Genomic DNA, 23,273 nt, shown 5'->3' with positions numbered 1-23,273 from the left:
TTGGGGCTACGCAACTGGTCAAAGCCTCTTGCAACGCAAACTTCCGAAGGTGTTACGGGCCGGAATATTTTTGCGGTTGCCGCATGTGGTGTCTTTGCGACGATCGCGGCTTCGGCCGTGCTGTTTTATCGGTCCATGGAGGATACCAGGGCCAACAATCTCGAGCGTATGCGGCAGATCGCCCATGCCGAAGCGCTAGTGACCGAAAAGAATATCGGCGGTACCATTCACATCGTCAACAGCCTCGCCTCCGTTCTGGAATCGATGAAACAGTCAGGTGATGCCGACCGGGGCAAGGCCGATCAGATCATTCACCAGATGCTGGCCAATAACCCCGATATCCTTGGCCTCTGGACCGGATGGGAGCCCAATGCGTTTGACGGTAAGGACGCGGATTTCGCCAACAGGGAAGGCCATGACGCGACCGGCCGGTACATACCCTATTGGGTACGCAGCGGCGGCAAAATAAGCAATACCGCTTTGACCGACTATGCCACCGCAGGCCCGGGCGATTATTATCAATTGCCCTTTACCCTGAAGAAAACGGTCGTCATCGAACCCTATTCTTATGCAATCGACGGCAAGGAGGTTCTGATCACCTCTATCGCCAAGCCGGTTATGGTCGATGGCAAACCTCTGGGCGTTGCTGGCCTCGACCTGTCGCTTGATGAAACAGGCAAGGCGCTTTCGACCGTGCGGCCCATGGGAACGGGTTTCGTCAGTCTCGTCAGCGGCGGCGGCAAGATCATCAGCCACCCGGATGCGGCGATCATGGGAAAAAGCCTTGCGGATGGCGGTGCGCAGACCGCTGGCTGGGATCAGCTGATTGCAAATCCCGGTGCGGAGCGGGAGATTACCACACAGGACGGAACGAAGTCCTTCGCCATCGCCTTGCCCGTCATGCTTACCCAGGACATGAAATGGTACGCAATCATCTCGGTGCCGGAAGAAACAGTGCTTGCGCAGCTGCATGCGATGATGCGTGACGCCGCTGTGACGATCGTGACGGCCACCGTGCTGCTGGCGCTGGCGGGATGGTTCATCGCGCGGCGGTTCATCGGGCGCATCGCCAACATCATCGATGAGACCGCCCAGATTGCGCAGGGAAATCTTCAGCTGACACTGAAGGATATCGAGACAAGGGACGAGATCGGCGATCTTGCCCGCTCGCTTGACGTTCTGCGCGAAAACAATCGACAAAAGGCCTCGCTGGAACAGCAGGCGGAGAGCAACCGCGCGCTTGGCGAAGAAGAGCGCACGGTCCGGGAACGCAGGGCCGCCGATGAGGCGAGCAGCATCCGCTTTGCCGTCGACAGCCTGGCCTATGCGCTGGCAAAGCTCGCCGACGGCGATGTGTCCTGTCGAATAGACGATCCCTTTGTCGAGCAGCTCGATGCGGTGCGGAGCGACTTCAACGGCTCGGCCGGGAAATTGCAGGACGCGCTTCTGCGGGTATCGGAAAATGCCTCTGGCATCGATGCCGGCGCCAATGAAATCAAGGCGGCGTCCGATGATCTGGCGCGGCGAACGGAGCAGCAGGCGGCGGCCGTTGAAGAAACCGCTGCCGCCCTTGAGGAGATCACGATAACGGTAAAGGACGCCGCGAACCGTGCACATGAGGCGGGCCGGCTCGTTTCCCGCACGCGCATCGGCGCGGAACGGTCGGGTGAGGTCGTACGGCAGGCCGTGCTGGCGATGGAGCGGATAGAGAAATCGTCAAACGAGATTTCCAGCATCATCGGCGTGATCGACGAGATCGCCTTCCAGACGAATTTGCTGGCGTTGAATGCCGGGGTGGAAGCGGCGCGTGCCGGAGAGGCGGGCAAGGGTTTTGCCGTGGTGGCGCAGGAAGTGCGTGAGCTTGCCCAACGCTCCGCCGCCGCGGCGAAGGAAATCAAGTCGCTGATCACAAAGTCGAACCAGCAGGTCGAAGACGGCGTGCATCTTGTCGGCGACACCGGCAAGGCGCTCGATGTCATCGTTGCCGAAGTGCAGGAGATCAACCAGCACGTCGCCGCGATCGTGGAATCCGCGCAGGAACAGTCGTCCGGCCTCCAACAGATCAACGTTGCCGTCAACCAGATGGATCAGGACACGCAGAAAAATGCGGCAATGGTCGAGGAGATGACTGCCGCAAGCCACACCCTGGCAACAGAGGTCGATGCGCTGAACCGGCTGCTCGGCCAGTTCGAACTCGGTCAGGGAACGGGTGTCCATCGGGGTTCTCTCAGGGCGGCCTGATTGGACGCCTTCGCCATCGGCGCTGTTGGGGCCGGCGGGGAAATGGAAGATGGACTTTGTCTGCAAATTGAGCATCTTATTCCTGCAAGCAGTAATGGGATGATCAACAGCAGATGGATATCAGGCGCCTGAAATCGTTTATCACGATTGTCGACATGGGTAGCATAACCAGGGCGGCCGATGTGCTGCATATTGCCCAGCCGGCGCTTAGCCAGCAACTGGCGAGTATCGAGGAGCATTTCCGCCAGAAACTGCTGACCCGAAGCCAGCAGGGCGTGGTCATGACCGATGCCGGCAAGGTCGTCTACAGGCATGCGCAGGTCATTCTGCGACAGATGGAGCAGGCGCAGGCGGAGGCGCTGGAAGCGGGCGCGGTGCTTTCCGGCAAGGTGTCGGTGGGGCTTGCGCCTTTCAGCAGCGCCGCCACGCTCTCGCTGCGTCTGATGGAAGAAACCAAGCGGCTTCATCCCGGCATTCTGCTGCACATCACGGAAAGCGTCAGCCAGCCCTATAGCCAGATGATCATGAATGGCCGTTTGGAAATGGGCCTGATTCACGGCACCGGGCCGATCAGGGGCGTCAAGTTCACGCCGCTGTTGCGTGAGGAATTCGTGCTGGTCGTGCATCGCAGCTTCGGCGTGGAACCGGGTGACGCGCCGATCACGGTGGCGGATCTGGCGTTTCTGCCCTTCCTTCTACCGCCGACCTATAATTTCGTACGCCGCGCCATCAATCTCGCTTTCACCCGCAGCCGCAAGGATCTGATCGTCATGGCGGAGCTGGAATCGGTAAGAACCATCGCGCGCGGCGTGGATGCCGGGCTTGGCGCGACCATAACGCCCAAGGCCATCGCCGATCGTATCGTGGCGGAATCCAATGAGGAAATCGTTGTAAGGCAGATCGCCAGCCCGATGATCGAGGAAACGCTGTCCTTCTGCGTATCGGACAATACGCCGCTCTCCGAGCCTGCGCTGGCCGTCAAGGAGATATTGCTGCAACTGGCGGAGACCCTGAAATAAAAGGGTCAGGCCGGTTTTAAAACTACGCGCGGCACAGTCATTCTGCACCGCGCAGAAAAGATTAAAGCATTGATTCCTTGCGGCAATTCACCAGTAGTTCGGCCACCGAAAGGTTGTTCGGCAGGCAAAGCAGGGTTTGCACCATTTCAGCGAGATCCTCCGGCTGGGTCATATCCTCGCGGCTGACTTCCGTTTCGCCTGCTGTCATGTCGGTCGCGATGTAACCTGGGCAGAGGGCGGTGGCGCGCACGCCGCTGTCCCATAATTCCTGGCGGATGCCGTGGGTGAGGGCGACGACGGCGAATTTCGTCATTGCATAACCGACATTGGAGCCAACGCGGCGTCCCGCCAGCGAGGCGACATTTATGACCCTGCCCTTTCCGGACTTGACGAGATGGGGAATGGCGGCGCGTGTTACCCTCAGGGGCCCCTTGACGTTGATGCGCCACATCTGGTCGAGGCTTTCTTCGCCCGCATCCATGACCCGGACCTTCGGGTTGATGCCGGCGCAATTTACCAGACCGTCGATCCGGCCATATCTTGTTGCGACGGCTTCAACCCAGGCCTCGGCCGAGCCCGCCTCTTCCGCATCGTATCGATCAGCCGAAAGCCCGTCCTTTACCGCAACAGCGGCCGGATTTCGCGCTCCCGCCGCGACGGTGAAACCGGCTTCGTGAAGCCTCTTGGCGATCGCAAGGCCAAGGCCTCGCGATGCGCCGGAAACCATGATGACACGGCCACTTCCTCCCAACATGCTGCTCTCCCTATTTCATTCCATTGCAGAATTCGGCGATGCGGGCGCAGCCTTCGGCCAGGTTCTCCATGCTGGTGGCATAAGAAAGCCGGAAGAAGGGGCTCAAGCCATAGGCCGCACCCTGCACAGTCGCAACGTGATGTTCGGCGAGAAGCGCCATGACGAAATCGGTGTCGTTCTCGATCTTCTTGCCGCCCTTTGTCGTCTTGCCGATCAGCGCCCCAATGTTCGGGAAGATATAGAAGGCGCCTTCCGGCTTGTGGCAGCGGATGCCGTCGATTTCGGCGAGCTTGTCGAGCACGAAATCGCGGCGCGTCTTGTAGATATCGGCGCGTTCCTTCAGCAGATCCTGCGGGCCGTCGAGAACCGCGACGGCGGCAGCCTGTACGATGGTTGCGACACCGCCGCTGTTCTGGGTGTTGACGTTGCTGATGGCCTTGATGAGGTCCTTCGGGCCGCCGCAGAAGCCGAGACGCCAGCCGGTCATGGCATAGGCTTTCGATGCGCCGTTGACGGTCAGAACCCGATCATAGAGCCGCGGTTCGACTTCGGCGATGGTGCAGAATTCGAAGTCGTCATAGATCAGATGTTCATACATGTCGTCAGTCATGATCCAGACATGCGGATGCCGCAGCATGACTTCGGCGATCTCTTTCATTTCCGCTCGCGAGCAGGCGGCGCCGGTGGGGTTGTTTGGGAAGTTGAAAAGCAGCCATTTGGTTTTCGGGGTGATGGCGGCTTCGAGATCTTCGGCCCGCAGGCGGAAACCGTTATTTTCGGGGCAAACCACCGGCACCGGCACGGCGCCCGAAAACTTGACGATATCGGCATAGCTGATCCAGGACGGCGCGGGGATGACGACTTCGTCGCCTGGGTCGCAGGTGGCCATGATGGCGTTGAAGATGATCTGCTTGCCGCCGCCCGCCACCAGAATCTGGCTTGGATCGTAGTCGAGATTGTTATCACGCTTGAACTTCCGCTGGATGGCGGCGCGCAGGGCAGGCGTTCCGTCGGCGGGCGGATATTTCGTATCGCCGGCAACGGCGGCCGCGTGCGCCGCTTCAACCGCGTGGGCAGGGGTCGGGAAATCCGGCTCGCCGGACGACAGGCTGATGACCTTGATGCCCTGAGCCGCGAGGTCGCGGGCTTTCTGGGTCATGGCAAGCGAGGCTGAAACGGTGACGTTGTTGAGGCGTTGGGCGATAGCGGGCATGGATCATTTCCGATTGTAACGGTGAAGGCAGGCATCTTCGTGGTGCCAGTGCATGACAAAGAGGTTACGGGAAATTTCCGCCGTTTCCCCAATACGACTTCGATGTGAGGTCATACGGGATTTTGATGCATCGCTCTGAGAGGGCGCAGGTCCATACTCGTATGCGATGACCTAAGAGCAATAAACTATTATGCAGCGCGTCGGCTTAGCCCCTAAGCTCCTGACAACAACAAGGGAACGACGCATCGGACAATATTACCCAAAGAGGTAACCGGCGCGAAAATGCAGAAACATGCGACAGGGGCCGGCAAAAGACCGGATACCTCGACAGGGAGCACACCCAGCAAATTCTAGTCATAGGGCCTGGACGATTTCGTTCGGCTCAACGCGATGCCTCGTGCCGTATTCAACGCGACGGGAGTATAGATGTCGGATATTGCGATCATGGAACCACATGCCCCGCCACGCCGTGGAGTTTCCGGCTGGAAAGCCATCGAGCGCCGGCTGTTTTCGCCCGGCATACTCATCCTGCCGCTTCTGATCTTTCTCACGATCTTTTTCTTCTGGCCGGCAATTCGGTTGATGACCTTCAGCGTCATGACGCAGAACTCGCAGGGGTTGATCGGTGCCCCCTTCACGTTTGCACACTATGTGAGGTTTTTCGAGGTCGATCTTTACCAGAAAGTGCTCTGGGCGACGATCCGCATCAGCCTGATCACTTCGGCTCTCGCGGCTATACTCGCCTATCCGGTCGCGACCGTTCTCGTGCGCGGCAATATCGTCACGACCCGCATCATCACGCTGATCGTCATCGCACCGCTGGCCGTCAGCGTCGTGGTTCGCGCTTACGGCTGGCAGCTCATTCTGGGCAATGGTCCGACCGGTCTCTTGAACTACATCCTGATGAATCTGGGCATCATAGATAGCCCGTTGACGCTGCTTTTTTCGGACGCCGCCGTCATCATCGGCTCTCTGCACATCTTCTTCCCGATGATGGTGCTGCCGCTGTCGTCCGCGCTTGGCAAGATTGATCCGAATCTGCAGCAGGCCGCCCGCACGCTCGGTGCGCCCGCGTGGAAAGTTTTCCTGCGGATCACTTTCCCGCTCAGCCTTCCCGGCCTCGTGGCGGGTTTCACGCTGGTGTTCTCGCTCGCCTCCGCATCCTATGTCATTCCCGCTTTGATCGGCGGTCCCGGCTCGCAAATGCTCGGCAACATGGTCGAACAGCAGGTTCTCGCGGTCTATGACTGGCCGTTCGGCGCCACCATCGCCACCATCCTCGTCTTCATCGTCATTCTGATCAACGCCGTCTCGATGAGGTTGCTCGGCGGGCGTCGTATCAAGGCAAGTGCATCATGAACAACAAGCTGACCGGCACACCCGCCATCGTCCTTTATGCGATCACCGCTGCCATGATGGTCTTCATTCTGGCTCCGATCGTCCTTGTCGTCGCCATCTCGTTTTCCGACAGCTATTTCGTCACCTTCCCGCCGCAGGGTTTCACCTTCCGCTGGTATGCGGCGGTAATGCAGAACGAGGAATTCACCGCCGGCCTCACCTTCAGTGCGGCGCTTGCGGTGGCGACCACCATTCTGTCGCTGGCACTTGGCGTTCCCGCAGCCTTCGCGCTCTCCCGGGGTAAATTCATCGGCCGCTCGCTGATGAAGGGGCTACTGCTTTCGCCGCTGATCTTTCCCGTGCTGGTGACCGGCCTTGCGCTGCTGCAGCTCTTTTCCGGCTACGGCTGGATGGATACCAAGCTGAAGCTTCTCATCGCCCATACCGTGGTGACGTCGCCCTATGTGATCCGCACGGTGCTGACCAGCCTCCAGCTCGTCAATGTCAGCCTCGAGGAAGCGGCGCGCACGCTTGGCGCCACCCGCTGGAAAACCTTCACGCGGGTGATCTTTCCGCAGATCGCGCCCGGTGTCGCCTCCGGCTCGATCTTCTGCTTCATGGTTTCTTTTGACAATTATCCCGTTTCGATGTGGCTGGCCGATTCCGCGAACCTGCCCGTGCCCATCGTTCTCTATCGCCAGATCGGTACGGTCTTTGATCCTTCGGTCGCGACCATGTCCACCATCATCATCGTTCTGGCGGTTACCGTCGTGCTCGTCCTCGACAGGCTGGTTGGTCTGCGCCGGGCAATGGCAATGTAAATCAACAACAAGAGGGGTACCGGAAATGACAGACAAGACCATCATCATGAAACGGCGCAGTTTCCTCACAGTCACCGCAGGCGCGCTCGCCACACCCTATTTTTATACCGCGGCTTCCGCGCAGGACCGCACCATGTATGTCGGCGTCTATAATTCGGCACAGGGCGGGCTGATCAAGAAGGAAGTGATCCCGGCCTTCGAAAAGGAATATAAGTGCCGGGTCCTGACGACTGAAGGCGCAACGCTTGCCAATATCGCCACGCTGCGCGCCACCCGCGAAAATCCGCAATATAGCGTGATGTCGATGGACGATGTCGGCGTTCCCCAGGCCAAGGAGGAAGGCCTGATCGAGCAATTGCCGATCGACGAAATCCCCAACCTCAAGAACGTCTATTCCCGTTATCTTTTCGAAGACAATTTCGGCGTCGGTTTTGCAATTTCGATTGCCGGCCTGTTCTACAATCCGACAACGGGCAAGCCGTTCGAAAGTTACGAACAGATGTTCGACAAGAAATATGCCCGCCGGATGCTTCTGAATACGCCGAAGAATACCCAGAGCGTTCTGATGCTGATGGTGGCGGCCGCACTTGCGACCGGCAAACCGCTGAAAGAAGCGCAATATGCCACCGATGCAGGCTGGGCGAAACTTGCCGACCTGAAGCCGAACGTCCTTTCCATCTATGATGCGGAAGCGCAGACCATGATGGTTGCGCAGGGCCAGGCGGATTTCGGCGGCATCGAATATTCCAAGGCCGTTTATCCACACACCAAAAAGGGCGTGCCGCTGGACATGACCTTCCCGAAGGAAGGCGCTTTCACCGGCATCAACTCCATCGCGCTGGTCAAGGGCGGGCCGCACCGCGATCTCGCTCTCGCCTATATCAACCGCATCCTCGACCCCGGCGTGCAGAAGATGCTGTCTGAAGCCACGCTCAGCGCCCCCTCCGTCAAGGGCATCGAGTTCGGCGCGGATACGGCGAAATTCCTTGCCTATCCGGAAGCGAAGATGGAATCGCTGAACCTCTTCACGCCGGACTGGAAATACATCATTCCGCGCCGCGCGCAGTGGCTCGAAAAATACAACCAGACCTTTAACGGCTGAGGGAACGCAGATGAAATCCGTAGAAGTCCGCCTGGAAAGACTGACCAAGCATTACAGCGGTCAGGTCGTTGCCGTCGATGATGTTTCGCTTACCGTCAAGGCAGGGGAAATCCTGGCGCTTCTCGGTCCGAGCGGATGCGGGAAAACGACCTGCCTTCGCATGATTGCGGGGCTCGTCGATCCCACCTCGGGTGAAATCGTGGTCGGCGGCAAGCCGACCACGCGCACCCCGGTTCATCGCCGCAATGTCGGTATGCTGTTTCAGAACTACGCCCTGTTTCCCCATATGACCGTTGCCGAAAACGTCGCCTTCGGTCTCGAGATGCGGGGCGTTTCCAAGGCCGATCGGGAAGGGCGTGTGAAGCAGGCGCTCGATCTCGTTCAGCTGCACGCCTTCGGCGACCGGCTGCCGGCGCAGCTTTCCGGCGGCCAGCAGCAGCGTGTCGCACTGGCGCGCGCTCTGGTGATCGAACCTTCGATGCTGCTGCTGGACGAGCCGCTTGGGGCGCTCGACAAAGGCCTTCGGGAAAGCATGCAGGTTGAAATCCGCAGCCTGCAGCAGCGGCTTGGCCTCACCACCATCATGGTGACGCATGATCAGGACGAGGCCCTGACCATGGCGGACCAGATCGCCGTGATGCGGGACGGCAATCTCGAGCAGATCGCGCCGGCAGGTGAAATCTACCAGAAGCCGCTGACGCGCTTCGTTGCCGGCTTCATCGGCGCCTCGAACTTCTTCGAGGCGAGTGTGGTGGAACGCAACGGTCGCGCCGCACGGCTTGTGACCGGTGCCGGGGTGCGGCTGGATGTGGATGACATGGGTACGGTCCAGGGCGACAAGGTTGTTGTCACGGTTCGCCCGGAGGCGATCTCGGTTTCGCCGCTTGCGGCCGACGCGGGTGAAAACGCCAGCAATTCCACGACGGCAAAAGTGGAGCAGGTCGTCTATCGCGGTTTTATGCTGCACTACTACCTGCGGCTGGATAGTGGCGAGCCGATGATCGCCTACAGGCAGACCCAGACGGAAGGGTTCACCAATGCCGTCAGCGTGGACGGCGACCGGGTGAAACTGAGCTGGACAAACGACAGCAATCACGTGATCCAGCTGAATTGATACTTCCTCTGCCGGATCGGTTCACCGGTTCGGCCGACGAAAAATACCTGAAAATGTAATGGCACCGTGCTCCAGAAATGATGCACGGTGCCGTAATTGTTTGATTGTCAATGATAAGAGGAAAGCGGGCCGCCCTCAGACGACTACTTCGCGGGCCGGAACGACGCTGCCCCCGCAGGCTTCCACTTCGCTGCGCACCGTGCGAGCAAGCTCCAGCGAACCGGGTGTATCGCTGTGAACGAGGATCGATCTGGCGCGAACGGGGATGATCTCGCCCTCGATTGTCGTGACGGTGCCTTTTTCCAGAAACTGGCGCACGCGCGCGCGCACTTTCGTCTCTTCCTTGATGACGGAATTGGGCAGCTTGCGCGGCACGAGCTGCCCCTTCACATCATAGGCCCGGTCGGCGAGGAAAAGATTGAGCACCTTCAGCCCGCAATCCAGCGCGGCCTTTTCGATCAGCATGTCCGGCATCGAAAAGACGATGAGATTGGGATCAACCGCTTTGATCTTTTTCATGATCCGTTCGGCAAGGGCCGCGTCGCGGTTGATCATGTTGCCCATGGCAGCATGGAAGCTGATGTGAGAAAGCGCGACATCCTGCGCCCTCACAATCGCCGATAGCGCGCCGAGCTGGTAGAGAACCTGCTGTTCCATTTCTTCCGCGTCGACGGGAATTTCGCGGCGGCCAAAGCCGAGACGGTCGGCAAGGCCCGGATGCGCGCCGACGCCGACGCCGTTCTGTTTGGCCAGACGCACCATGCGCGCCATCATTTCCGGATCGCCCGCATGGAATCCGCAGGCGATATTTGCCGAAGAGACGACTTCCATAAGTTTCTCGTCGTCGCAGACCTTATAGACGCCGAAACCTTCGCCCATATCGGAATTAACATCGATCTTCATGGTCCCTCTCCTTGTTTTTCAGGATTATCGTTTTGCGAGCGTGCCGAGTGCGGCGGTGACCAGCGGCAGGGTCTTGCGGATATCCGCGAAATAGGCGTCGATCGCCTGTTCGACTTCCAGCGCCTCACGCACCGTCGCCTGCACGAAGCGGATGCGGCTGCCGATGCGCGCCTGTCCGAGCCGCCACAGATCGCTGTCGATGATGCCGGCCATCTTGGGATAACCGCCGGCCGTATTGGCGTCGCTCATCTGGATGATCGGCTCGCCGCTTGGCGGCACCTGAACCACCCCGGGAATGACGCCGTAAGAACGCAGCTCCACCGGGGCCGAAAGTGTCATCGGCGTTCCGGCAAGCCGGTAACCGGTGCGGTCGCTCTGTGAGGTGATTTTCCAGGCCTCCGACCAGAAACGTTCGGCGCCTTCGCCGAAAAGATCGTGTTCGGCGGCCGGAATGGCTCTCAGCAGCAATTCGCCATTGTCGGACACCGGAAACATGTCCGGCATCGCATCGGCAAGCGCCATGACACCAAGACCGTTTGAGGGCAGCGGCGAGGCCTCGGATGGCAGAACGGCAAGCCTGTCGCCGGTCGCGAGATGGCGTCCTTCGTGGCCGCCGAAGGAACCGCGAAGCGAGGTGCTGCGCGATCCCATCACCACCGGAACGTCGATGCCGCCCTGAAGGCAGAGATAGGCACGCGCATTCTTCTGCGGTGTCGAAAGCTCGAGTATTTGACCTTTTTCAGCCCGAGTGCACCAGTAGGGTGGCAGATCCGCACCATCAAGCCGTGCCGCGCAATCTGCGCCGGTCACGGCGAAGGTCAGTGCCTCTTCGAACTCGATGCGGAAAGGGAAGGTCTGGATTTCAATCGCGGCGGCGTCTTCGCCGTTGCCGACGAGGATATTGCCGACCCTGAGCGCAATGGGATCCATCGCGCCCGTGGCGGTGATGCCGATATTGCGGTAACCCGCGCGGCCAAGATCCTGGACGGTGTTCAGCGGTCCGCAGGCAAGAATATGGATCATAGTTCGATCCTTTCAGGAAGGAAACGAACCCGGTCGCCGGGCGCAAGCACCGCCGGCTGCTCGGCCGCGGCGTCGAACATGGTGATTTCGGTGAAACCCAGCGAATTCCAGCCATTAGGCCCGGTCAGGACCGAGATGCCAGACTGCATACCGCCGATCGTCACCATGCCTTTCAGCATGCGCAGCGACGGGACTTTTTTGCGTGGCATGAAAATGCGTGGATCGAGACCGCCGAGATAACCAAAGCCCGGCGCGCTGCCGACGGCGAAAACCGTATAGGTCTGCTCGAAGTGCAGGCGCACGACTTCCTTGTCCGATAGGCCTGAATAATCGCAGATCGCGGCAAGATCGATGGCGTGCTCGCCGCCATAGGTCGTCGGCACCTCGATGGTCTTGCCGAGAAGATCGAGTTCCGCGGTTCTTTGCCAGATATCGAGAAGTTCATCCTGCAAACACCCGGCATCATCGGGCGTGCCGCGCAGCACGATCAGGAGGTTGGTCATGCCGGGTATCAGTTCCAGCACATCGGGGCGGTCCTTCAGCGCGCGTGTCAGCGCCCAGATGCGCCGCTGTGCAGGCAGGTCCAGCTCGCCGGGCGCTTCGATCAGAAAGGTCTTGTTGCCGATCATCGAGATTTTCGGCAGGCCCAGATGAGCGGGGGAAAGGTGGGGCGTTTTCAGCGGGAGGTTGCTCATTGACGTCACCATCATGCTTCGGTCCTGAGAAGGGTGGAGCCATATCCGACAAGCGCACGGGCTTCTGCCACCACTTCGGTGACGGTGCCGGCTTTGTCGGCGATCACCGGAACGATCACGGGTCCGACTGTCACGAATGCAACGATTTCGCCATTCACTACCGATTTTCCTGTCTGGATCGGGCTGTCGGGGCGCTGCGGATGCGCTGGGGTGAAGATGCCGGCAATCGGTGCGCGGGCAAGGATGTCTCCGGTCTTTGCCGGCGCCTTGGCCGTCTCGGCGGGGCGCGGTGCGGCAGGAGCCTGGCCCCCTGCCATGGCGACGATCTTCAGTGACCCATCCGGCGTCTCTATTTCGATGGCGGATACGTTGTTGCGCTCAAGGTAAGCGGCAAGATCGGCAATGATGCCAGGCTCGCTGTAGCGGGATATCGAAACAGACTGTCGCTTCATTTTGAACTCCGCGCTGCAAGCCAGTGTTCGAGGTAATGGATGTCAGTGCCGCCTTCGGAGAAGGCCGGGTCTTCCAATATTTCCCGATGCAGCGGCAGGTTGGTGGAGACGCCTTCGATGCGTATTTCGCCAAGCACGCGGCGCATGCGCATGATCGCCTGTTCGCGCGTCGGCGCATGGACGATGAGCTTGGCGATCAGCGAATCGTAATGGGCGGAAACCCGATAGCCCGCTGTTACATGGGTATCGACCCGCACGCCGGGGCCGCCCGGCAAGTGGAGAGCCGTGATCAGACCGGGGCAGGGAATGAAACTGTAGGGATCTTCGGCATTGATACGGCACTCGATCGAGTGTCCCTCGCAGACGATGTCCTCCTGCGAAATTTCCAGCGGATAGCCGAGAGCGACGAGAAGCTGCTGGCGCACCAGATCCACGCCCGAGGTCATTTCCGTGACCGGATGTTCGACCTGCAGACGGGTGTTCATCTCGATAAAGTAGAATTCGCCGTTTTCATAAAGAAACTCGAAGGTGCCGACGCCGCGATAACCGATCTGGCGGCACGCTTCAACGCAGCGATTGCCGACAAAGGCCGCAACATCAGGCGGGATGCCGATGGCCGGACCTTCCTCGACGACTTTCTGGTGCCGGCGCTGCATCGAGCAATCGCGCAGGCCAACCCAGACGCCGCCGCCCTGACCATCGCAGAGAACCTGAATTTCGACATGGCGAGGATGTTCGAGGAATTTTTCGATATAGAGTTCCGGCGTTCCGAAGGCGCGGCTTGCCTCTTCGCGCGTAACGAGAACGGCGTCGTGAAGGGTGGAGGCATCATGAACGACGCGCATGCCACGTCCACCGCCGCCGCCGGCTGCCTTGACGATGACGGGATAGCCGATCTCAGTGGCGATTTTCGAAACCTCCGCCATGTCATCCGGCAGGGCGGAATCGGGGCCGGGAACGCAGGGCACGCCGGCCTCCATCATCGCCCGTTTTGCCGCGATCTTGTCGCCCATGGTGCGGATGGCGTCGGCACGTGGGCCGATGAAAACCGCGCCCGCTTCCTCAACCGCTTCCGAAAACGATGCCCTTTCGGAGAGAAAACCATAACCGGGATGAACAGCGCCTGCGCCCGTCAGCTTCATGGCAAGCAGGATAGCCGGCACGTTGAGATAGCTCTGGCCGGGAGAAGCCGGGCCGATGCAGATGGCGGTATCGGCCGCCTTCAGATAATCCGCATCCTTGTCCGCTTCCGAATAGACCATGATGGTCTTCAGGCCGAGTTCACGGCAGGCGCGCTGCACGCGGAGTGCGATTTCGCCGCGATTGGCGATGAGGACGCTGTCGAATGCCCTTTGCCCGGCTCCTTCCTTTGGAAGTGTTGCATCCATCATTCGAACTCCAGCACTGGCTGTCCAAGTTCGACGTCTTCGCCGTCATTGGCGATGAATCTGGCGATCCTGCCGCTTCGTTCGGCTCTCACGGTGTTGAACACTTTCATCGCTTCGATGATGAAGAGTTCCTGCCCTTCCCTAACCTCGTCTCCGGCTTCAGCGAAGGGTGCCGAGCCCGGGCTCGGAGCGCGGTGGAAAAGACCGAATGAGGGTGCCGCGACGATGCCGGAGGGCGCCGGTGCCGCTGTGGCGGATGCCGGTGCCTGTTCTTCGGCGCGGGGTGCCTCGTCGGGTGCCGCTTCCGCCAACGGAATGGTGCGGGGCTGCGATGATGTCGCGTGCTGTGAAACGGCATTGTTTTCGCGAATGATCCGGACCGTGGTTCCCTCCTGGCTCACGGTCAATTCGGACACTCGCGAAGAGCCGACAAACTCGATCAGTTTCTTGATCTTTTCCAGATCCATATTGGTTTCCAACGTCTTTTTTGTCCCCACGGCGGCAGGCAAGCGGAGCGGAATCCGCACCCTGTCCATCAGCAACAGCTACCATGGAGGCGGGATTGATGGGGTCAGACGAAGTTTCTATGGACACGGGTTTGAGGTTTGATATCCCGCCGCCGCGTGGTGAAACGGTTCGAAGACGTCCGAAGGAACGAACCATGGATTCCCGCAAAGGCATTCTCCTCAAAATCTCTGCAGCGCTCGCTCTTGTGCTGATGGGCGCCTGCATCAGCGGTCTCAGGGGTGAAATACCCATCGGGCAGGTCGTTTTTTTCAGGTCGGCGGTGGCCATGCTACCGCTCTGTCTGTGGATGGCCGTGCAGGGAGGATTTCGGAAACAGGTGGCGACCAGCCACATTGGCGGGCATCTGGTGAGGAGTTTTTCCGGAACCGGCGGCATGGTCTTCAGCTATCTGGCGCTGGCTTACATTCCGCTCGCTGATGCGACGGCCATCAGCTATGCCACGCCACTTTTTACCGTCATTCTGGCGGTCTTTCTTCTGAAGGAGGTCGTGAGGATTTATCGCTGGACGGCGGTGGTCTTCGGGCTGTGCGGCATCGTGCTTATCCTGTCGCCGCATTTTTCCTTCGATGTTTCGGATGTCGCCTCCGGTTCGGGTGTCGCCATGCTCGGTGGTCTGTTCGGTCTGGCAGCGGCTTTTTTCTCTGCGATATCGATGATCCAGATCCGGCATCTGACGCAGACGGAAAATACCGGTGCGATCATTTTCTATTTCACACTGCTCACAACAGTCATCGGTTTTGCCAGTATCGGCATGGGCTGGACAATGCCGACCGCGTGGCAATGGACCCTGCTGATCGGTACCGGTCTCATTGGCGGGATCGCGCAGATACTGGTGACGCTGAGCCTGCGTTATGCCGAGGCTTCACTGCTGGCGCCGTTCGATTACACGACGATGATCTGGGCGCTGCTGATCGGATATACCTTCATGGATCAGGTTCCGGCCCTGACGACCATTCTCGGCGCCTCGATCGTGGTTGCCGCCGGCTTGTTCACGTTGTGGCGGGAAAGGCGGCTGCACAAAAAGCGCCTTACCGATGAGCTTACCTTGTCGGCTCCCTGACGGCCTGTTTCGTCAGCCGGTTTTCGCGCCACATGGCGAACAGCCCGGCGGCGATGACCGTCAAAGCGCCTATGATAGTCGCACCTGTCGGCACTTCGGCCATGAAGAGATAACCGAGGGCGATCGCCCAGATCATCGTCGTGTAATCGAACGGCGCCAGCAGGGAGGCCTGGGCATGGCGCAGGCTGAGCGTCATGGTGATCTGGCCGATGCCGCCGGCAAGCCCGCCGCCGGCGAGCAGCAGAAACTGGTTGAAATCCGGCATCTTCCATCCAAATCCAAGCGTGGCGAAGCCGGCGACGACACCCGTCAGCGTATAGATGAGCACGATGCGCGACGGCTTTTCGATGCTGTTCAGGTGGCGGACGGCGATGGAGGAAAAGGCCGCGCAAAGCGCACCGGTCAGCGCCAGCGCCGTTCCGATCATCGCAATGCTGTCGATCTGGGTAGGGCCTGACACGGCGTCAAACACCGGGTTGGGTGAGAGCGTGATGAAGACGCCGATGAAGCCCGTCAGCACGGCGGACCAGCGATATATCCGCACTTTTTCGCGCAAAAGCAGCGCGGCCAGCATGATGGTGAAAAGCGGTGTCGTGTAGCTCAGCACCGTGACATTCACCAGCGGCAGATAGGCGAGCGCCAGAAAGCCGAAGAACATGCCGCCCAATCCAGCCGAGCTGCCCGCAAGCAGGCGGCCTATATTCTTGGCGGCCGGCACGGTTATCCGCTCGGATGAGGCGATGAACCAGAGACAGAGGGGAATGAGGGCAAAAAATCCCCGGCAGAAGACGACTTCGCCGACCGGGATCGCTCCGCCCAAACCCTTCACGCAGGCGGACATGACTGTGAATGCCAGCATGGCCACCAGCTTGAGCAAAATACCTGTCTTAGGATCCATCCCGCTCCCCATCGCAGCAAAGACCGTGTCATGGGGAAGAGGCGGAGAATAGCCATGGTTGCTGGCCATAAGAATCTTGTCTTACCCCATCATGCGCAGCTTGCCCCTTTGAAAAGCGGTGGAACCACTCGATGGTGCTTTTGCCCTAGGCTCCGGCGGCGATTTGGTGTCATGATCGCATCTCGAACCGGTGGGAGGTTTAAGCCGACATGTTGGATTTGCGCAGGCTGCGATATCTGGTCGCGATTGCTGATTGCGGCTCCATGTCGGCGGCGGCGCGGCAATTGGGGATCGCCCAGCCGGCGCTCAGTCACCACATCACGGAACTGGAGCGGCTGGTGGGTTTCCCCGTGCTGCACAGGCTGGCGCGCGGCGTGAAGGCGACGGAGAAGGGTGAAATACTCCTTATTCATGCCCGGGAGATTACCGAGAAGGTCCGGCAGGCGGAGGCGGAAATCCGGGCCATGGCCTATCTGGATGAGCGGGTGATCCGGCTGAGCCTTATTCCTTCCTGGGCCACGGCCTTTGCACCGAACATCATCAGTGAGGTTGCCGCTTCTATGCCAAAGGTTTCGCTGCGGCTGATAGAGGCGCGCAATGACGAATCTCTGCGCCTCATTCGTCTCGGCAAGGTGGATATGGCTGTCGCGCTGGTCGGCGCGGAGGACAAGGCCGATGATCTTATCATCAAGGAGAGCCTTTTTGCGGTGTCTTCCCGACCCATCGGTCGGTCGATGCCGCTCGAGGCTGTGGCGGGGCTCAACCTTATCCTGCCGCCGAAGGACAACCCGCTGCGCGTATCGATCGACGAGGCCGCCGCCCGCGCCGGCATCACGCTGAACGTGACCATGGAGATCGACGGGCAGGATACAATCAAACGCGCCGTCAGCGCCGGTATTGGCGCGACGATTCTGTCATGGAATTCGGTGCAGCAGGAACAGGAGGCCGGTCAGCTTCAGGCCGCTCATATTACCGATCCCGTCATTTATCGCTCCATCCATTTGCTGAGGAACAGGGAGGTGGACGAGCGGACGTTCAGGCTGTTCCGAGACCTGTTGCGGGCCGTCGCAAGACGCGAGTCGGCATTCAACCCATAAACGATTTGTATGGGTAAGTTGAAAACTCGGTATTTGTATTGTTGATGGCTTCTTCCTAGCCTCCCCGGTGAAAGTATATCGGGGAGGAAAAGATATGCGTTTGAAGACATCTCTGTTCGGCATGTTGGCGGCTGCGGGAGTTCTGGCTGCCGGAGGGGCGGCGGCGGAATATCCGGAGCGGCCGGTGACGCTCGTCATCGGTTATCCGGCCGGCGGCGGCACCGATATACAGTCGCGGGCGCTGGTGCCCTATCTCGAAAAATATCTCGGCACATCGGTCGTGGTGGAAAACCGCGAAGGTGCTGGCGGGCTGATCGGCGCGACCTATATCGCCAATGCGAAACCTGACGGATACACGATCGGGGCGTTGAATTTCCCCTCCATGTATTCGCCGATCGTGCAGGGCAATGCCAGCTATAAGCAGGACGCCTTCACGCCGCTCGCCAACCAGATCGGCGGCGATCTGGCGTTGACGGTCAACAAGGTATCGCCGATCAAGACAGCCAAGGAATTCGTTGAAGCGGCCAAGGCGAACCCGGTCGTCGTTGGCGTGACGGGTATCGGTCATCCAAGCCAGATCACCGCCCTGCTGTTCGAGGAAGCGGCGGGCGTGAAGCTCAATTTCGTCCCCTTTAATGGGGGCGGACCGGCACGGCTCGCCATGCTCGGTAACCACGTCACACTCGGTTTCATGAACTTGAACGAGGTTTTTGCAGACAATCGTTCGGGTGCACTTCGTGTTCTGGCGACATCAGGCACTGAGCGTTCGCCGCTCTCGCCAGATGTGCCGACCTTCAAGGAAGCCGGTTACGACGTTCAGTTCAGCCTTCTTGCAGGTTTTGGTGCACCGAAAGGCCTGCCGGCGGATGTCGAGGCCAAGCTGGTCGATGCATTCCAGAAGGCGCTGAAGGACCCGGATTATCTTGCCGAGGCCAAAAAGCGCGAACTGACCATGCTGCCGCTGACCCAGGCGGAATTTGCCGAGGCACTCAAGAAGGGCAACGCCAATCTGGCCGAGCTCTGGAAAAGCAAGCCCTGGACGAAATAAGTGGCGCTTCTCTCACCACTAACCGAAATGACGCTTGGGCCTGTGCGTGGCCCGGGCATGACCCACTGTTGAAAGGAATCCGGCCAATGGCCCATGTCATCCGCAATTTCCAGCGCCCCTCAAGGGCTGATATTGAGGCGATCAGCAAATTCAGCCCCGCAACCATTCACGAGGCGCAGGGCAAGCTTGGCGCTCTCGATTATCGCATCAAGCCGATCAAGCCCGGCCTGAAAATCTGCGGCCCGGCAATCACGGCAAAATGCCATATCGGCGATAATCTGATGATTTTCGAAGCCATTAATCTCGCAAAGCCCGGCGACGTGCTGGTCATCGATGGCGGTGACAATCCAAATCAGGGCGGCTTTGGCGATGTGCTGGCCGCCGCCTGTATCGGCAAGGGCATTGTCGGCTTCGTGGTCAGCGCCGCGGTGCGTGACGGCAAGGGGCTGCGCGAAATCGGTTTTCCGGTTTTCTCGCTCGGGCTTTGCATGAAGGGCACGTCCAAGGACACGCTCGGCACCATCAACCATCCGGTCGTGGTGGGCGGTGAACTGATCAGCCCCGGCGATATCGTCTGCGGCGACGATGACGGCGTTGTCGTCGTGCGTGAGAAGGATATCGCGAAACTCGTCAAGGCCTGCCAGGAGCGCGACGACCACGAGAACCACATGATGGAACTGCACCGTCAGGGCAAGATGGATATCGAGGATCGTTACGACATGATGCGCTCGAAGGGGTGCGTCTGGGCGGATTGAGCCGGATATTCGATATTTGGATACGCCGTGTCGGGAGACACGGCGTATTCCTCAATGAGGAGGGGAGAAAACATGGCCGAACACAAAAATAGCTCGAAACTGACGGCGAATATTCTGTCCGGGGTCTTCTTTCTGGTGGCCGCCGCCGGGCTTTATTACGGCGCGCGGCCGCTGAGCATGGGCACCAATTTCCAGCCCGGGCCGGGCTACATGCCAACGGTCATCGCGGCATTGATGTTCGCGCTCGGTATCGCACTGCTCTTGCAGGATCTGTTGGGAAAGACACCGTCCGAAGCCTGGGCGGCTCCGAAGATGCGTCCGTTTCTGGCAGTGGCCGGCATTGCCGCTTTTGCGCTGCTGATCGAGCCATTGGGCTTCATCGCTGCCGCTTTTGTGCTGATCCTGCTCGCCTGCATCGCCTATGGCAGAATCCGGCCGGTTGAGGTGCTGCTGCTTTCCGCGGTGCTCATCCTCGCCTGCATCCTCATTTTCGTCGTCGGCCTCGGACAGAGGATACCCCTGCTGCCATGACCGATCTTCTTGCCAATATCGCCCTCGGTTTCGGTGTTGCTGTCACGCCGGTCAACCTTTTCTATTGCCTGCTGGGTGTCACACTCGGCACGATGATCGGCATCCTGCCGGGCATCGGCCCTTCCGCGACCGTCGCGCTGCTTTTGCCCATCACCTATACGATGCCGGACACGGCGGCGTTGATCATGCTTGCGGGCATTTTCTATGGTGCACAATATGGCGGTTCGACTACGGCGATCCTCGTCAATCTGCCGGGCGAATCCTCATCCGTCGTCACCTGCATCGATGGTTATGCCATGGCCCGGCAGGGCAGGGCGGGGGTGGCGCTGGCCACTGCGGCGCTCGGGTCGTTTTTTGCCGGCACGGTGGCGACCATTCTGATCGTCGTGGTCGCAAAGCCACTCTCCGCCATTGCGCTTGCCTTCGGGCCGGCTGACTATTTCAGTCTGGTGATCTTCGGGCTTCTGTTTGCCGTGTTCCTGTCCAGCGGATCGCCGGTCAAGGCGATCGGCATGGTCGCCTTCGGCATTGCACTGAGCCTCGTCGGCATCGATCCGACATCGGGTGAGCAGCGTTTCACCTTCGGCATGGCGGAACTGTTCGACGGCATCGATTTCGTCGTGCTGGCCATCGGGCTGCTCGGTGTCAGCGAAATCCTTTTTAACCTGCAGCAAGGTGTGGAGCGTGATGCAGGAACAACAAAGACCGGATCGCTGATGCCGACCCGGCAGGATTTCAAACAGGCATTTCCGGCCGTCCTGCGCGGCACGGCGCTCGGCTCCTTCCTCGGCGTACTGCCCGGCGGCGGTGCGATCATGAGTTCTTTCGCCAGCTACGCGCTGGAGCGCAAGATCGCCAAGGATCCATCCCGGTTCGGCAAGGGTGCGATCGAAGGGCTGGCGGGGCCGGAAAGCGCCAATAATGCTGGCGCGCAGACCTCCTTCATCCCGCTTCTGACGCTTGGCATTCCCGCCAACGGCCTGATGGCGCTGATGGTCGGGGCGATGATGATCCAGGGCATCACCCCGGGACCGGAGGTCATGCAGTCGCGGCCCGATCTCTTCTGGGGGCTGATCGCCAGCATGTGGGTGGGCAATCTGCTGCTCCTGGTACTGAACCTGCCGCTGATCGGCATCTGGGTTCGGCTTCTCGGCATTCCATACCGCTTCTTGTGCCCCGCCATTTTGATGTTTTGCGCCATCGGGGCCTATGGGCTTTCCTACAGCGTTGTGGACGTTCTGTTCTGCGCGGTCTTCGGCATCGTCGGCTTCTTGCTGCGCAAGATCGGCTGCGAGCCGGCGCCTCTGGTTTTGGGCTTCGTTCTCGGTCCGCTTCTGGAACAGAACATGCGCCTCGGGCTGCTGATTTCGCAGGGCAGTTTCTCAACATTCGTCACCCATCCGATCAGCGCCACGCTGCTCGCTTTGTCCGGCATGGTCGTCATCATGATGGCGATGCCGGCGATCATGCGCCGCCGCGAGGTGGTGTTTCAGGGTGATGACGACTGACAATCAATCGAGCCGGTGCCGCCGGCCAAGCAAAGGTGAAATAATGCATATTCTGATAATCGGCGCGGCCGGAATGATCGGCCGCAAATTGACGCAACGCCTTGCTTCCGACAGAACGCTTGATGGTGCGAAGATTACCGAAATGACGCTGACGGATGTTTTCGAACCGGCCGCGCCGAAAGGCTTCGGCGGTGCACTGACCATCGAGCGCAGTGATCTGTCGAATGCCGGCGTGGCCGAAAAGCTGGTCGCAAAACGGCCGGATGTTATCTTCAACCTCGCCGCTGTGGTTTCGGGCGAGGCGGAAGCGGATTTCGAGAAAGGCTATCGCATCAATCTCGATGGCGGGCGCTCATTGTTCGAAGCCATTCGTCTGGAGCATCAGAAGGACGGATATCGGCCGCGCGTGGTCTTCTGCTCATCGCTTGCCGTGTTCGGCTCGCCATTCCCGAAGGTGATCGGCGACGAGTTCCTGACGGCGCCGTTGACGAGCTATGGCACGCAGAAGGCGATCGTGGAGCTGTTGCTTTCGGACTATAGTCGCCGCGGTTTCTTTGATGGCGTCAGCATCCGTCTGCCCACCATCTGCATCCGCCCCGGCAAACCGAATGCGGCCGCCTCCGGCTTCTTCTCCAATATCCTGCGCGAACCGCTGGTGGGTCAGGAAGCGGTGCTGCCCGTTGCCGACACCGTCCGCCACTGGTTCGCCAGCCCGCGCTCGGCGGTTGCCTTCCTGCTGCGCGCCGCGACGGTGGATCTCTCCGGGCTTGGCGTTCGCCGCAATCTCATCATGCCGGGGCTTTCGGCCACGGTCGAAGATGAAATCGAGGCGCTGCGCGCCTTTGCCGGGCAAAAGGCTGTAGCGCTTATCAAGCGCGTTCCCGACGAGCGGATCATCCGGATCGTCGACGGCTGGGCCGAGGATTACGATCCGCAACTAGCGCTGTCGCTCGGCTTCAGGGCGGAAGCCTCCTTCGCCGAAATCATTCAGGCGCATGTGGAAGATGAGCTGGAGGGGAAAGCAGCATGAGTGATGGAAAGATCGCGCTCGTCACGGGTGGAGGAACAGGGGTCGGCAAGGCGATTGCCAAAGCGCTCCTGGAAGATGGTTACAAGGTCGCGATAACGGGCCGGCGGCGGGAGGTTCTCGACACTGCCGCCGCCGAATGGAGCGAACATAAAGACTGTGTTCTGGCCGTCGCGGCTGATATTTCCGCTCCGGCCGATGTCGAGCGGCTGTTTGCGGAAATCATCGGGCGTTTCGGTCGCCTCGATCTTCTGGTCAATAATGCCGGCATGTCCGCACCGGCGGTGCATATCGAAGATGTGCCGTTCGAAACCTGGAATGCCGTGGTCGGGGCTAACCTCACAGGGGCTTTTCTCTGCACCCAGGCGGCGTTTCGCCAGATGAAGGCGCAGTCGCCGCAGGGTGGCCGCATCATCAATAATGGCTCGATTTCCGCCACCACGCCGCGGCCGCGGTCTGCGCCATATACTGCGACCAAACATGCGATCACCGGACTTACAAAATCCGCCGCGCTGGATGGCCGGCGGTTCAACATTGCCTGCGGACAGATCGATATCGGCAATGCCAGCACCGAAATGACGCGTGCCATGGCAACCGGCGTGCTGCAGGCGGATGGCAGCACCGCCATCGAACCGACCATCGATGCGGGCATCGTTGCCAAGGCCGTGGTGCATATGGCCTCGCTGCCGCTCGAGGCGAACGTGCTGACCATGACGGTGATGGCGAGCGGCATGCCTTTCGTCGGTCGCGGGTAAGGA

General features: G+C 59.9%; 23 protein-coding genes. 14 read left to right on the top strand and 9 right to left on the bottom strand.

Going from position 1 to position 23,273, the window contains the following annotated elements:
* Positions 1-2,241 carry a methyl-accepting chemotaxis protein gene (locus QRN60_RS18710; protein WP_131860933.1) on the top strand — a complete coding sequence of 747 codons (2,241 nt, stop codon included), beginning with the start codon at positions 1-3 and terminating at the stop codon, positions 2,239-2,241.
* A 113-nt stretch (positions 2,242-2,354) separates the two neighbouring features.
* Positions 2,355-3,260, top strand: coding sequence for a LysR substrate-binding domain-containing protein (locus QRN60_RS18705; RefSeq protein WP_003505935.1), 906 nt, complete (start codon positions 2,355-2,357; stop codon positions 3,258-3,260).
* A gap of 61 nt (positions 3,261-3,321) precedes the next feature.
* Here the strand turns inward: QRN60_RS18705 and QRN60_RS18700 are convergent, their stop codons facing one another.
* Both QRN60_RS18700 and QRN60_RS18695 read right to left on the bottom strand, forming a co-directional pair.
* Positions 3,322-4,014: an SDR family NAD(P)-dependent oxidoreductase gene (locus QRN60_RS18700; RefSeq protein WP_129565220.1), complete on the bottom strand. Its 693-nt coding sequence runs from the start codon at positions 4,012-4,014 to the stop codon at positions 3,322-3,324.
* 10 nt (positions 4,015-4,024) lie between these two features.
* Positions 4,025-5,227, bottom strand: a complete 1,203-nt coding sequence (locus tag QRN60_RS18695; protein WP_111834242.1) for a pyridoxal phosphate-dependent aminotransferase — start codon at positions 5,225-5,227, stop codon at positions 4,025-4,027.
* 426 nt (positions 5,228-5,653) lie between these two features.
* Here QRN60_RS18695 and QRN60_RS18690 point away from each other — a divergent pair, with 426 nt between their 5' ends.
* Genes QRN60_RS18690 through QRN60_RS18675 form a run of 4 tightly spaced genes read left to right on the top strand, consistent with a single transcriptional unit; the run spans position 5,654 to position 9,602 of the window.
* Positions 5,654-6,586, top strand: a complete 933-nt coding sequence (locus QRN60_RS18690; RefSeq protein ID WP_111834241.1) for an ABC transporter permease — start codon at positions 5,654-5,656, stop codon at positions 6,584-6,586.
* Positions 6,583-7,386, top strand: a complete 804-nt coding sequence (locus QRN60_RS18685; RefSeq protein ID WP_003505942.1) for an ABC transporter permease — start codon at positions 6,583-6,585, stop codon at positions 7,384-7,386. The genes QRN60_RS18690 and QRN60_RS18685 overlap by 4 nt, the downstream gene beginning before the upstream one ends.
* Positions 7,387-7,411: 25 nt before the next feature.
* A complete protein-coding gene (locus QRN60_RS18680; protein ID WP_003505945.1) occupies positions 7,412-8,488 on the top strand; it encodes an ABC transporter substrate-binding protein in 1,077 nt (358 codons plus the stop codon).
* A 10-nt stretch (positions 8,489-8,498) separates the two neighbouring features.
* Positions 8,499-9,602, top strand: a complete 1,104-nt coding sequence (locus QRN60_RS18675) for an ABC transporter ATP-binding protein (protein ID WP_129565221.1) — start codon at positions 8,499-8,501, stop codon at positions 9,600-9,602.
* 135 nt (positions 9,603-9,737) lie between these two features.
* Here QRN60_RS18675 and QRN60_RS18670 read toward each other — a convergent pair whose 3' ends face one another.
* From QRN60_RS18670 to QRN60_RS18645, 6 genes are read right to left on the bottom strand one after another with little or no spacing between them, the layout of a single operon-like run.
* Positions 9,738-10,505 carry a 5-oxoprolinase subunit PxpA gene (locus QRN60_RS18670; RefSeq protein WP_129565222.1) on the bottom strand — a complete coding sequence of 256 codons (768 nt, stop codon included), beginning with the start codon at positions 10,503-10,505 and terminating at the stop codon, positions 9,738-9,740.
* 24 nt (positions 10,506-10,529) lie between these two features.
* Entirely contained in the window at positions 10,530-11,528 is a 999-nt protein-coding gene (locus tag QRN60_RS18665) for a 5-oxoprolinase subunit C family protein (protein ID WP_129565223.1), read from the bottom strand.
* The gene (gene pxpB / locus QRN60_RS18660; protein ID WP_129565224.1) at positions 11,525-12,238 is read right to left on the bottom strand and encodes a 5-oxoprolinase subunit PxpB; all 714 of its coding nucleotides are present in this window, start codon (positions 12,236-12,238) and stop codon (positions 11,525-11,527) included. Before pxpB ends, QRN60_RS18665 begins: the two co-directional genes overlap by 4 nt.
* Positions 12,235-12,675, bottom strand: a complete 441-nt coding sequence (locus QRN60_RS18655) for an acetyl-CoA carboxylase biotin carboxyl carrier protein (protein WP_129565225.1) — start codon at positions 12,673-12,675, stop codon at positions 12,235-12,237. Before QRN60_RS18655 ends, pxpB begins: the two co-directional genes overlap by 4 nt.
* On the bottom strand, positions 12,672-14,066 hold the full coding sequence (accC, locus tag QRN60_RS18650; RefSeq protein ID WP_129565226.1) for an acetyl-CoA carboxylase biotin carboxylase subunit: 1,395 nt from the start codon (positions 14,064-14,066) through the stop codon (positions 12,672-12,674). The genes QRN60_RS18655 and accC overlap by 4 nt, the downstream gene beginning before the upstream one ends.
* Positions 14,063-14,530 (bottom strand): acetyl-CoA carboxylase biotin carboxyl carrier protein, encoded by a 468-nt coding sequence (locus QRN60_RS18645; protein ID WP_129565227.1) that lies wholly within the window; start codon positions 14,528-14,530, stop codon positions 14,063-14,065. The genes accC and QRN60_RS18645 overlap by 4 nt, the downstream gene beginning before the upstream one ends.
* Positions 14,531-14,724: 194 nt before the next feature.
* Between QRN60_RS18645 and QRN60_RS18640 the strand changes: the two genes are divergently transcribed.
* Entirely contained in the window at positions 14,725-15,651 is a 927-nt protein-coding gene (locus tag QRN60_RS18640) for a DMT family transporter (protein ID WP_060723078.1), read from the top strand.
* Here the strand turns inward: QRN60_RS18640 and QRN60_RS18635 are convergent.
* Positions 15,632-16,549, bottom strand: a complete 918-nt coding sequence (locus QRN60_RS18635) for a DMT family transporter (protein ID WP_003505963.1) — start codon at positions 16,547-16,549, stop codon at positions 15,632-15,634. The two genes, QRN60_RS18640 and QRN60_RS18635, sit on opposite strands and share 20 nt — an antisense overlap.
* A 209-nt stretch (positions 16,550-16,758) precedes the next feature.
* Between QRN60_RS18635 and QRN60_RS18630 the strand changes: the two genes are divergently transcribed.
* The 7 genes from QRN60_RS18630 to QRN60_RS18600 all read left to right on the top strand — a co-directional run bounded on the left by QRN60_RS18630 (position 16,759) and on the right by QRN60_RS18600 (position 23,270).
* Complete coding sequence (locus QRN60_RS18630; RefSeq protein ID WP_020810704.1) at positions 16,759-17,646, top strand: LysR family transcriptional regulator; 888 nt, start codon at positions 16,759-16,761, stop codon at positions 17,644-17,646.
* 94 nt (positions 17,647-17,740) lie between these two features.
* Positions 17,741-18,694: a tripartite tricarboxylate transporter substrate binding protein gene (locus tag QRN60_RS18625; protein WP_003505969.1), complete on the top strand. Its 954-nt coding sequence runs from the start codon at positions 17,741-17,743 to the stop codon at positions 18,692-18,694.
* A gap of 86 nt (positions 18,695-18,780) precedes the next feature.
* Positions 18,781-19,449: a 4-carboxy-4-hydroxy-2-oxoadipate aldolase/oxaloacetate decarboxylase gene (locus QRN60_RS18620; protein WP_003505971.1), complete on the top strand. Its 669-nt coding sequence runs from the start codon at positions 18,781-18,783 to the stop codon at positions 19,447-19,449.
* Positions 19,450-19,521: 72 nt separating this feature from the next.
* Positions 19,522-19,980: a tripartite tricarboxylate transporter TctB family protein gene (locus QRN60_RS18615; RefSeq protein WP_080864691.1), complete on the top strand. Its 459-nt coding sequence runs from the start codon at positions 19,522-19,524 to the stop codon at positions 19,978-19,980.
* Positions 19,977-21,488, top strand: a complete 1,512-nt coding sequence (locus QRN60_RS18610) for a tripartite tricarboxylate transporter permease (protein WP_129565228.1) — start codon at positions 19,977-19,979, stop codon at positions 21,486-21,488. The genes QRN60_RS18615 and QRN60_RS18610 overlap by 4 nt, the downstream gene beginning before the upstream one ends.
* 43 nt (positions 21,489-21,531) lie before the next feature.
* Complete coding sequence (gene denD / locus QRN60_RS18605) at positions 21,532-22,518, top strand: D-erythronate dehydrogenase (protein WP_129565229.1); 987 nt, start codon at positions 21,532-21,534, stop codon at positions 22,516-22,518.
* Positions 22,515-23,270 carry an SDR family oxidoreductase gene (locus tag QRN60_RS18600; RefSeq protein WP_099086276.1) on the top strand — a complete coding sequence of 252 codons (756 nt, stop codon included), beginning with the start codon at positions 22,515-22,517 and terminating at the stop codon, positions 23,268-23,270. Before denD ends, QRN60_RS18600 begins: the two co-directional genes overlap by 4 nt.
* Positions 23,271-23,273 lie beyond the last annotated feature (3 nt).

The sequence above is a fragment of the Agrobacterium sp. CFBP2214 genome, assembly GCF_030209895.1.
In the GTDB taxonomy this organism is placed as follows: Bacteria; Pseudomonadota; Alphaproteobacteria; order Rhizobiales; family Rhizobiaceae; genus Agrobacterium; species Agrobacterium radiobacter.
The sequence above is the reverse complement of the archived record's forward strand: the minus strand, read 5'-3'. Positions and strand labels throughout refer to the sequence as shown.

Excerpts from the sequence above, each read along its gene's own strand:
- QRN60_RS18705 (WP_003505935.1), top strand. The coding sequence starts at position 2,355 with ATGGATATCAGGCGCCTGAAATCGTTTATCACGATTGTCGACATGGGT.
- QRN60_RS18700 (WP_129565220.1), bottom strand. The coding sequence starts at position 4,014 with ATGTTGGGAGGAAGTGGCCGTGTCATCATGGTTTCCGGCGCATCGCGA.
- QRN60_RS18695 (WP_111834242.1), bottom strand. The coding sequence starts at position 5,227 with ATGCCCGCTATCGCCCAACGCCTCAACAACGTCACCGTTTCAGCCTCG.
- QRN60_RS18690 (WP_111834241.1), top strand. The coding sequence starts at position 5,654 with ATGTCGGATATTGCGATCATGGAACCACATGCCCCGCCACGCCGTGGA.
- QRN60_RS18685 (WP_003505942.1), top strand. The coding sequence starts at position 6,583 with ATGAACAACAAGCTGACCGGCACACCCGCCATCGTCCTTTATGCGATC.
- QRN60_RS18680 (WP_003505945.1), top strand. The coding sequence starts at position 7,412 with ATGACAGACAAGACCATCATCATGAAACGGCGCAGTTTCCTCACAGTC.
- QRN60_RS18675 (WP_129565221.1), top strand. The coding sequence starts at position 8,499 with ATGAAATCCGTAGAAGTCCGCCTGGAAAGACTGACCAAGCATTACAGC.
- QRN60_RS18670 (WP_129565222.1), bottom strand. The coding sequence starts at position 10,505 with ATGAAGATCGATGTTAATTCCGATATGGGCGAAGGTTTCGGCGTCTAT.
- QRN60_RS18665 (WP_129565223.1), bottom strand. The coding sequence starts at position 11,528 with ATGATCCATATTCTTGCCTGCGGACCGCTGAACACCGTCCAGGATCTT.
- pxpB (WP_129565224.1), bottom strand. The coding sequence starts at position 12,238 with ATGATGGTGACGTCAATGAGCAACCTCCCGCTGAAAACGCCCCACCTT.
- QRN60_RS18655 (WP_129565225.1), bottom strand. The coding sequence starts at position 12,675 with ATGAAGCGACAGTCTGTTTCGATATCCCGCTACAGCGAGCCTGGCATC.
- accC (WP_129565226.1), bottom strand. The coding sequence starts at position 14,066 with ATGATGGATGCAACACTTCCAAAGGAAGGAGCCGGGCAAAGGGCATTC.
- QRN60_RS18645 (WP_129565227.1), bottom strand. The coding sequence starts at position 14,530 with ATGGATCTGGAAAAGATCAAGAAACTGATCGAGTTTGTCGGCTCTTCG.
- QRN60_RS18640 (WP_060723078.1), top strand. The coding sequence starts at position 14,725 with ATGGATTCCCGCAAAGGCATTCTCCTCAAAATCTCTGCAGCGCTCGCT.
- QRN60_RS18635 (WP_003505963.1), bottom strand. The coding sequence starts at position 16,549 with ATGGATCCTAAGACAGGTATTTTGCTCAAGCTGGTGGCCATGCTGGCA.
- QRN60_RS18630 (WP_020810704.1), top strand. The coding sequence starts at position 16,759 with ATGTTGGATTTGCGCAGGCTGCGATATCTGGTCGCGATTGCTGATTGC.
- QRN60_RS18625 (WP_003505969.1), top strand. The coding sequence starts at position 17,741 with ATGCGTTTGAAGACATCTCTGTTCGGCATGTTGGCGGCTGCGGGAGTT.
- QRN60_RS18620 (WP_003505971.1), top strand. The coding sequence starts at position 18,781 with ATGGCCCATGTCATCCGCAATTTCCAGCGCCCCTCAAGGGCTGATATT.
- QRN60_RS18615 (WP_080864691.1), top strand. The coding sequence starts at position 19,522 with ATGGCCGAACACAAAAATAGCTCGAAACTGACGGCGAATATTCTGTCC.
- QRN60_RS18610 (WP_129565228.1), top strand. The coding sequence starts at position 19,977 with ATGACCGATCTTCTTGCCAATATCGCCCTCGGTTTCGGTGTTGCTGTC.
- denD (WP_129565229.1), top strand. The coding sequence starts at position 21,532 with ATGCATATTCTGATAATCGGCGCGGCCGGAATGATCGGCCGCAAATTG.
- QRN60_RS18600 (WP_099086276.1), top strand. The coding sequence starts at position 22,515 with ATGAGTGATGGAAAGATCGCGCTCGTCACGGGTGGAGGAACAGGGGTC.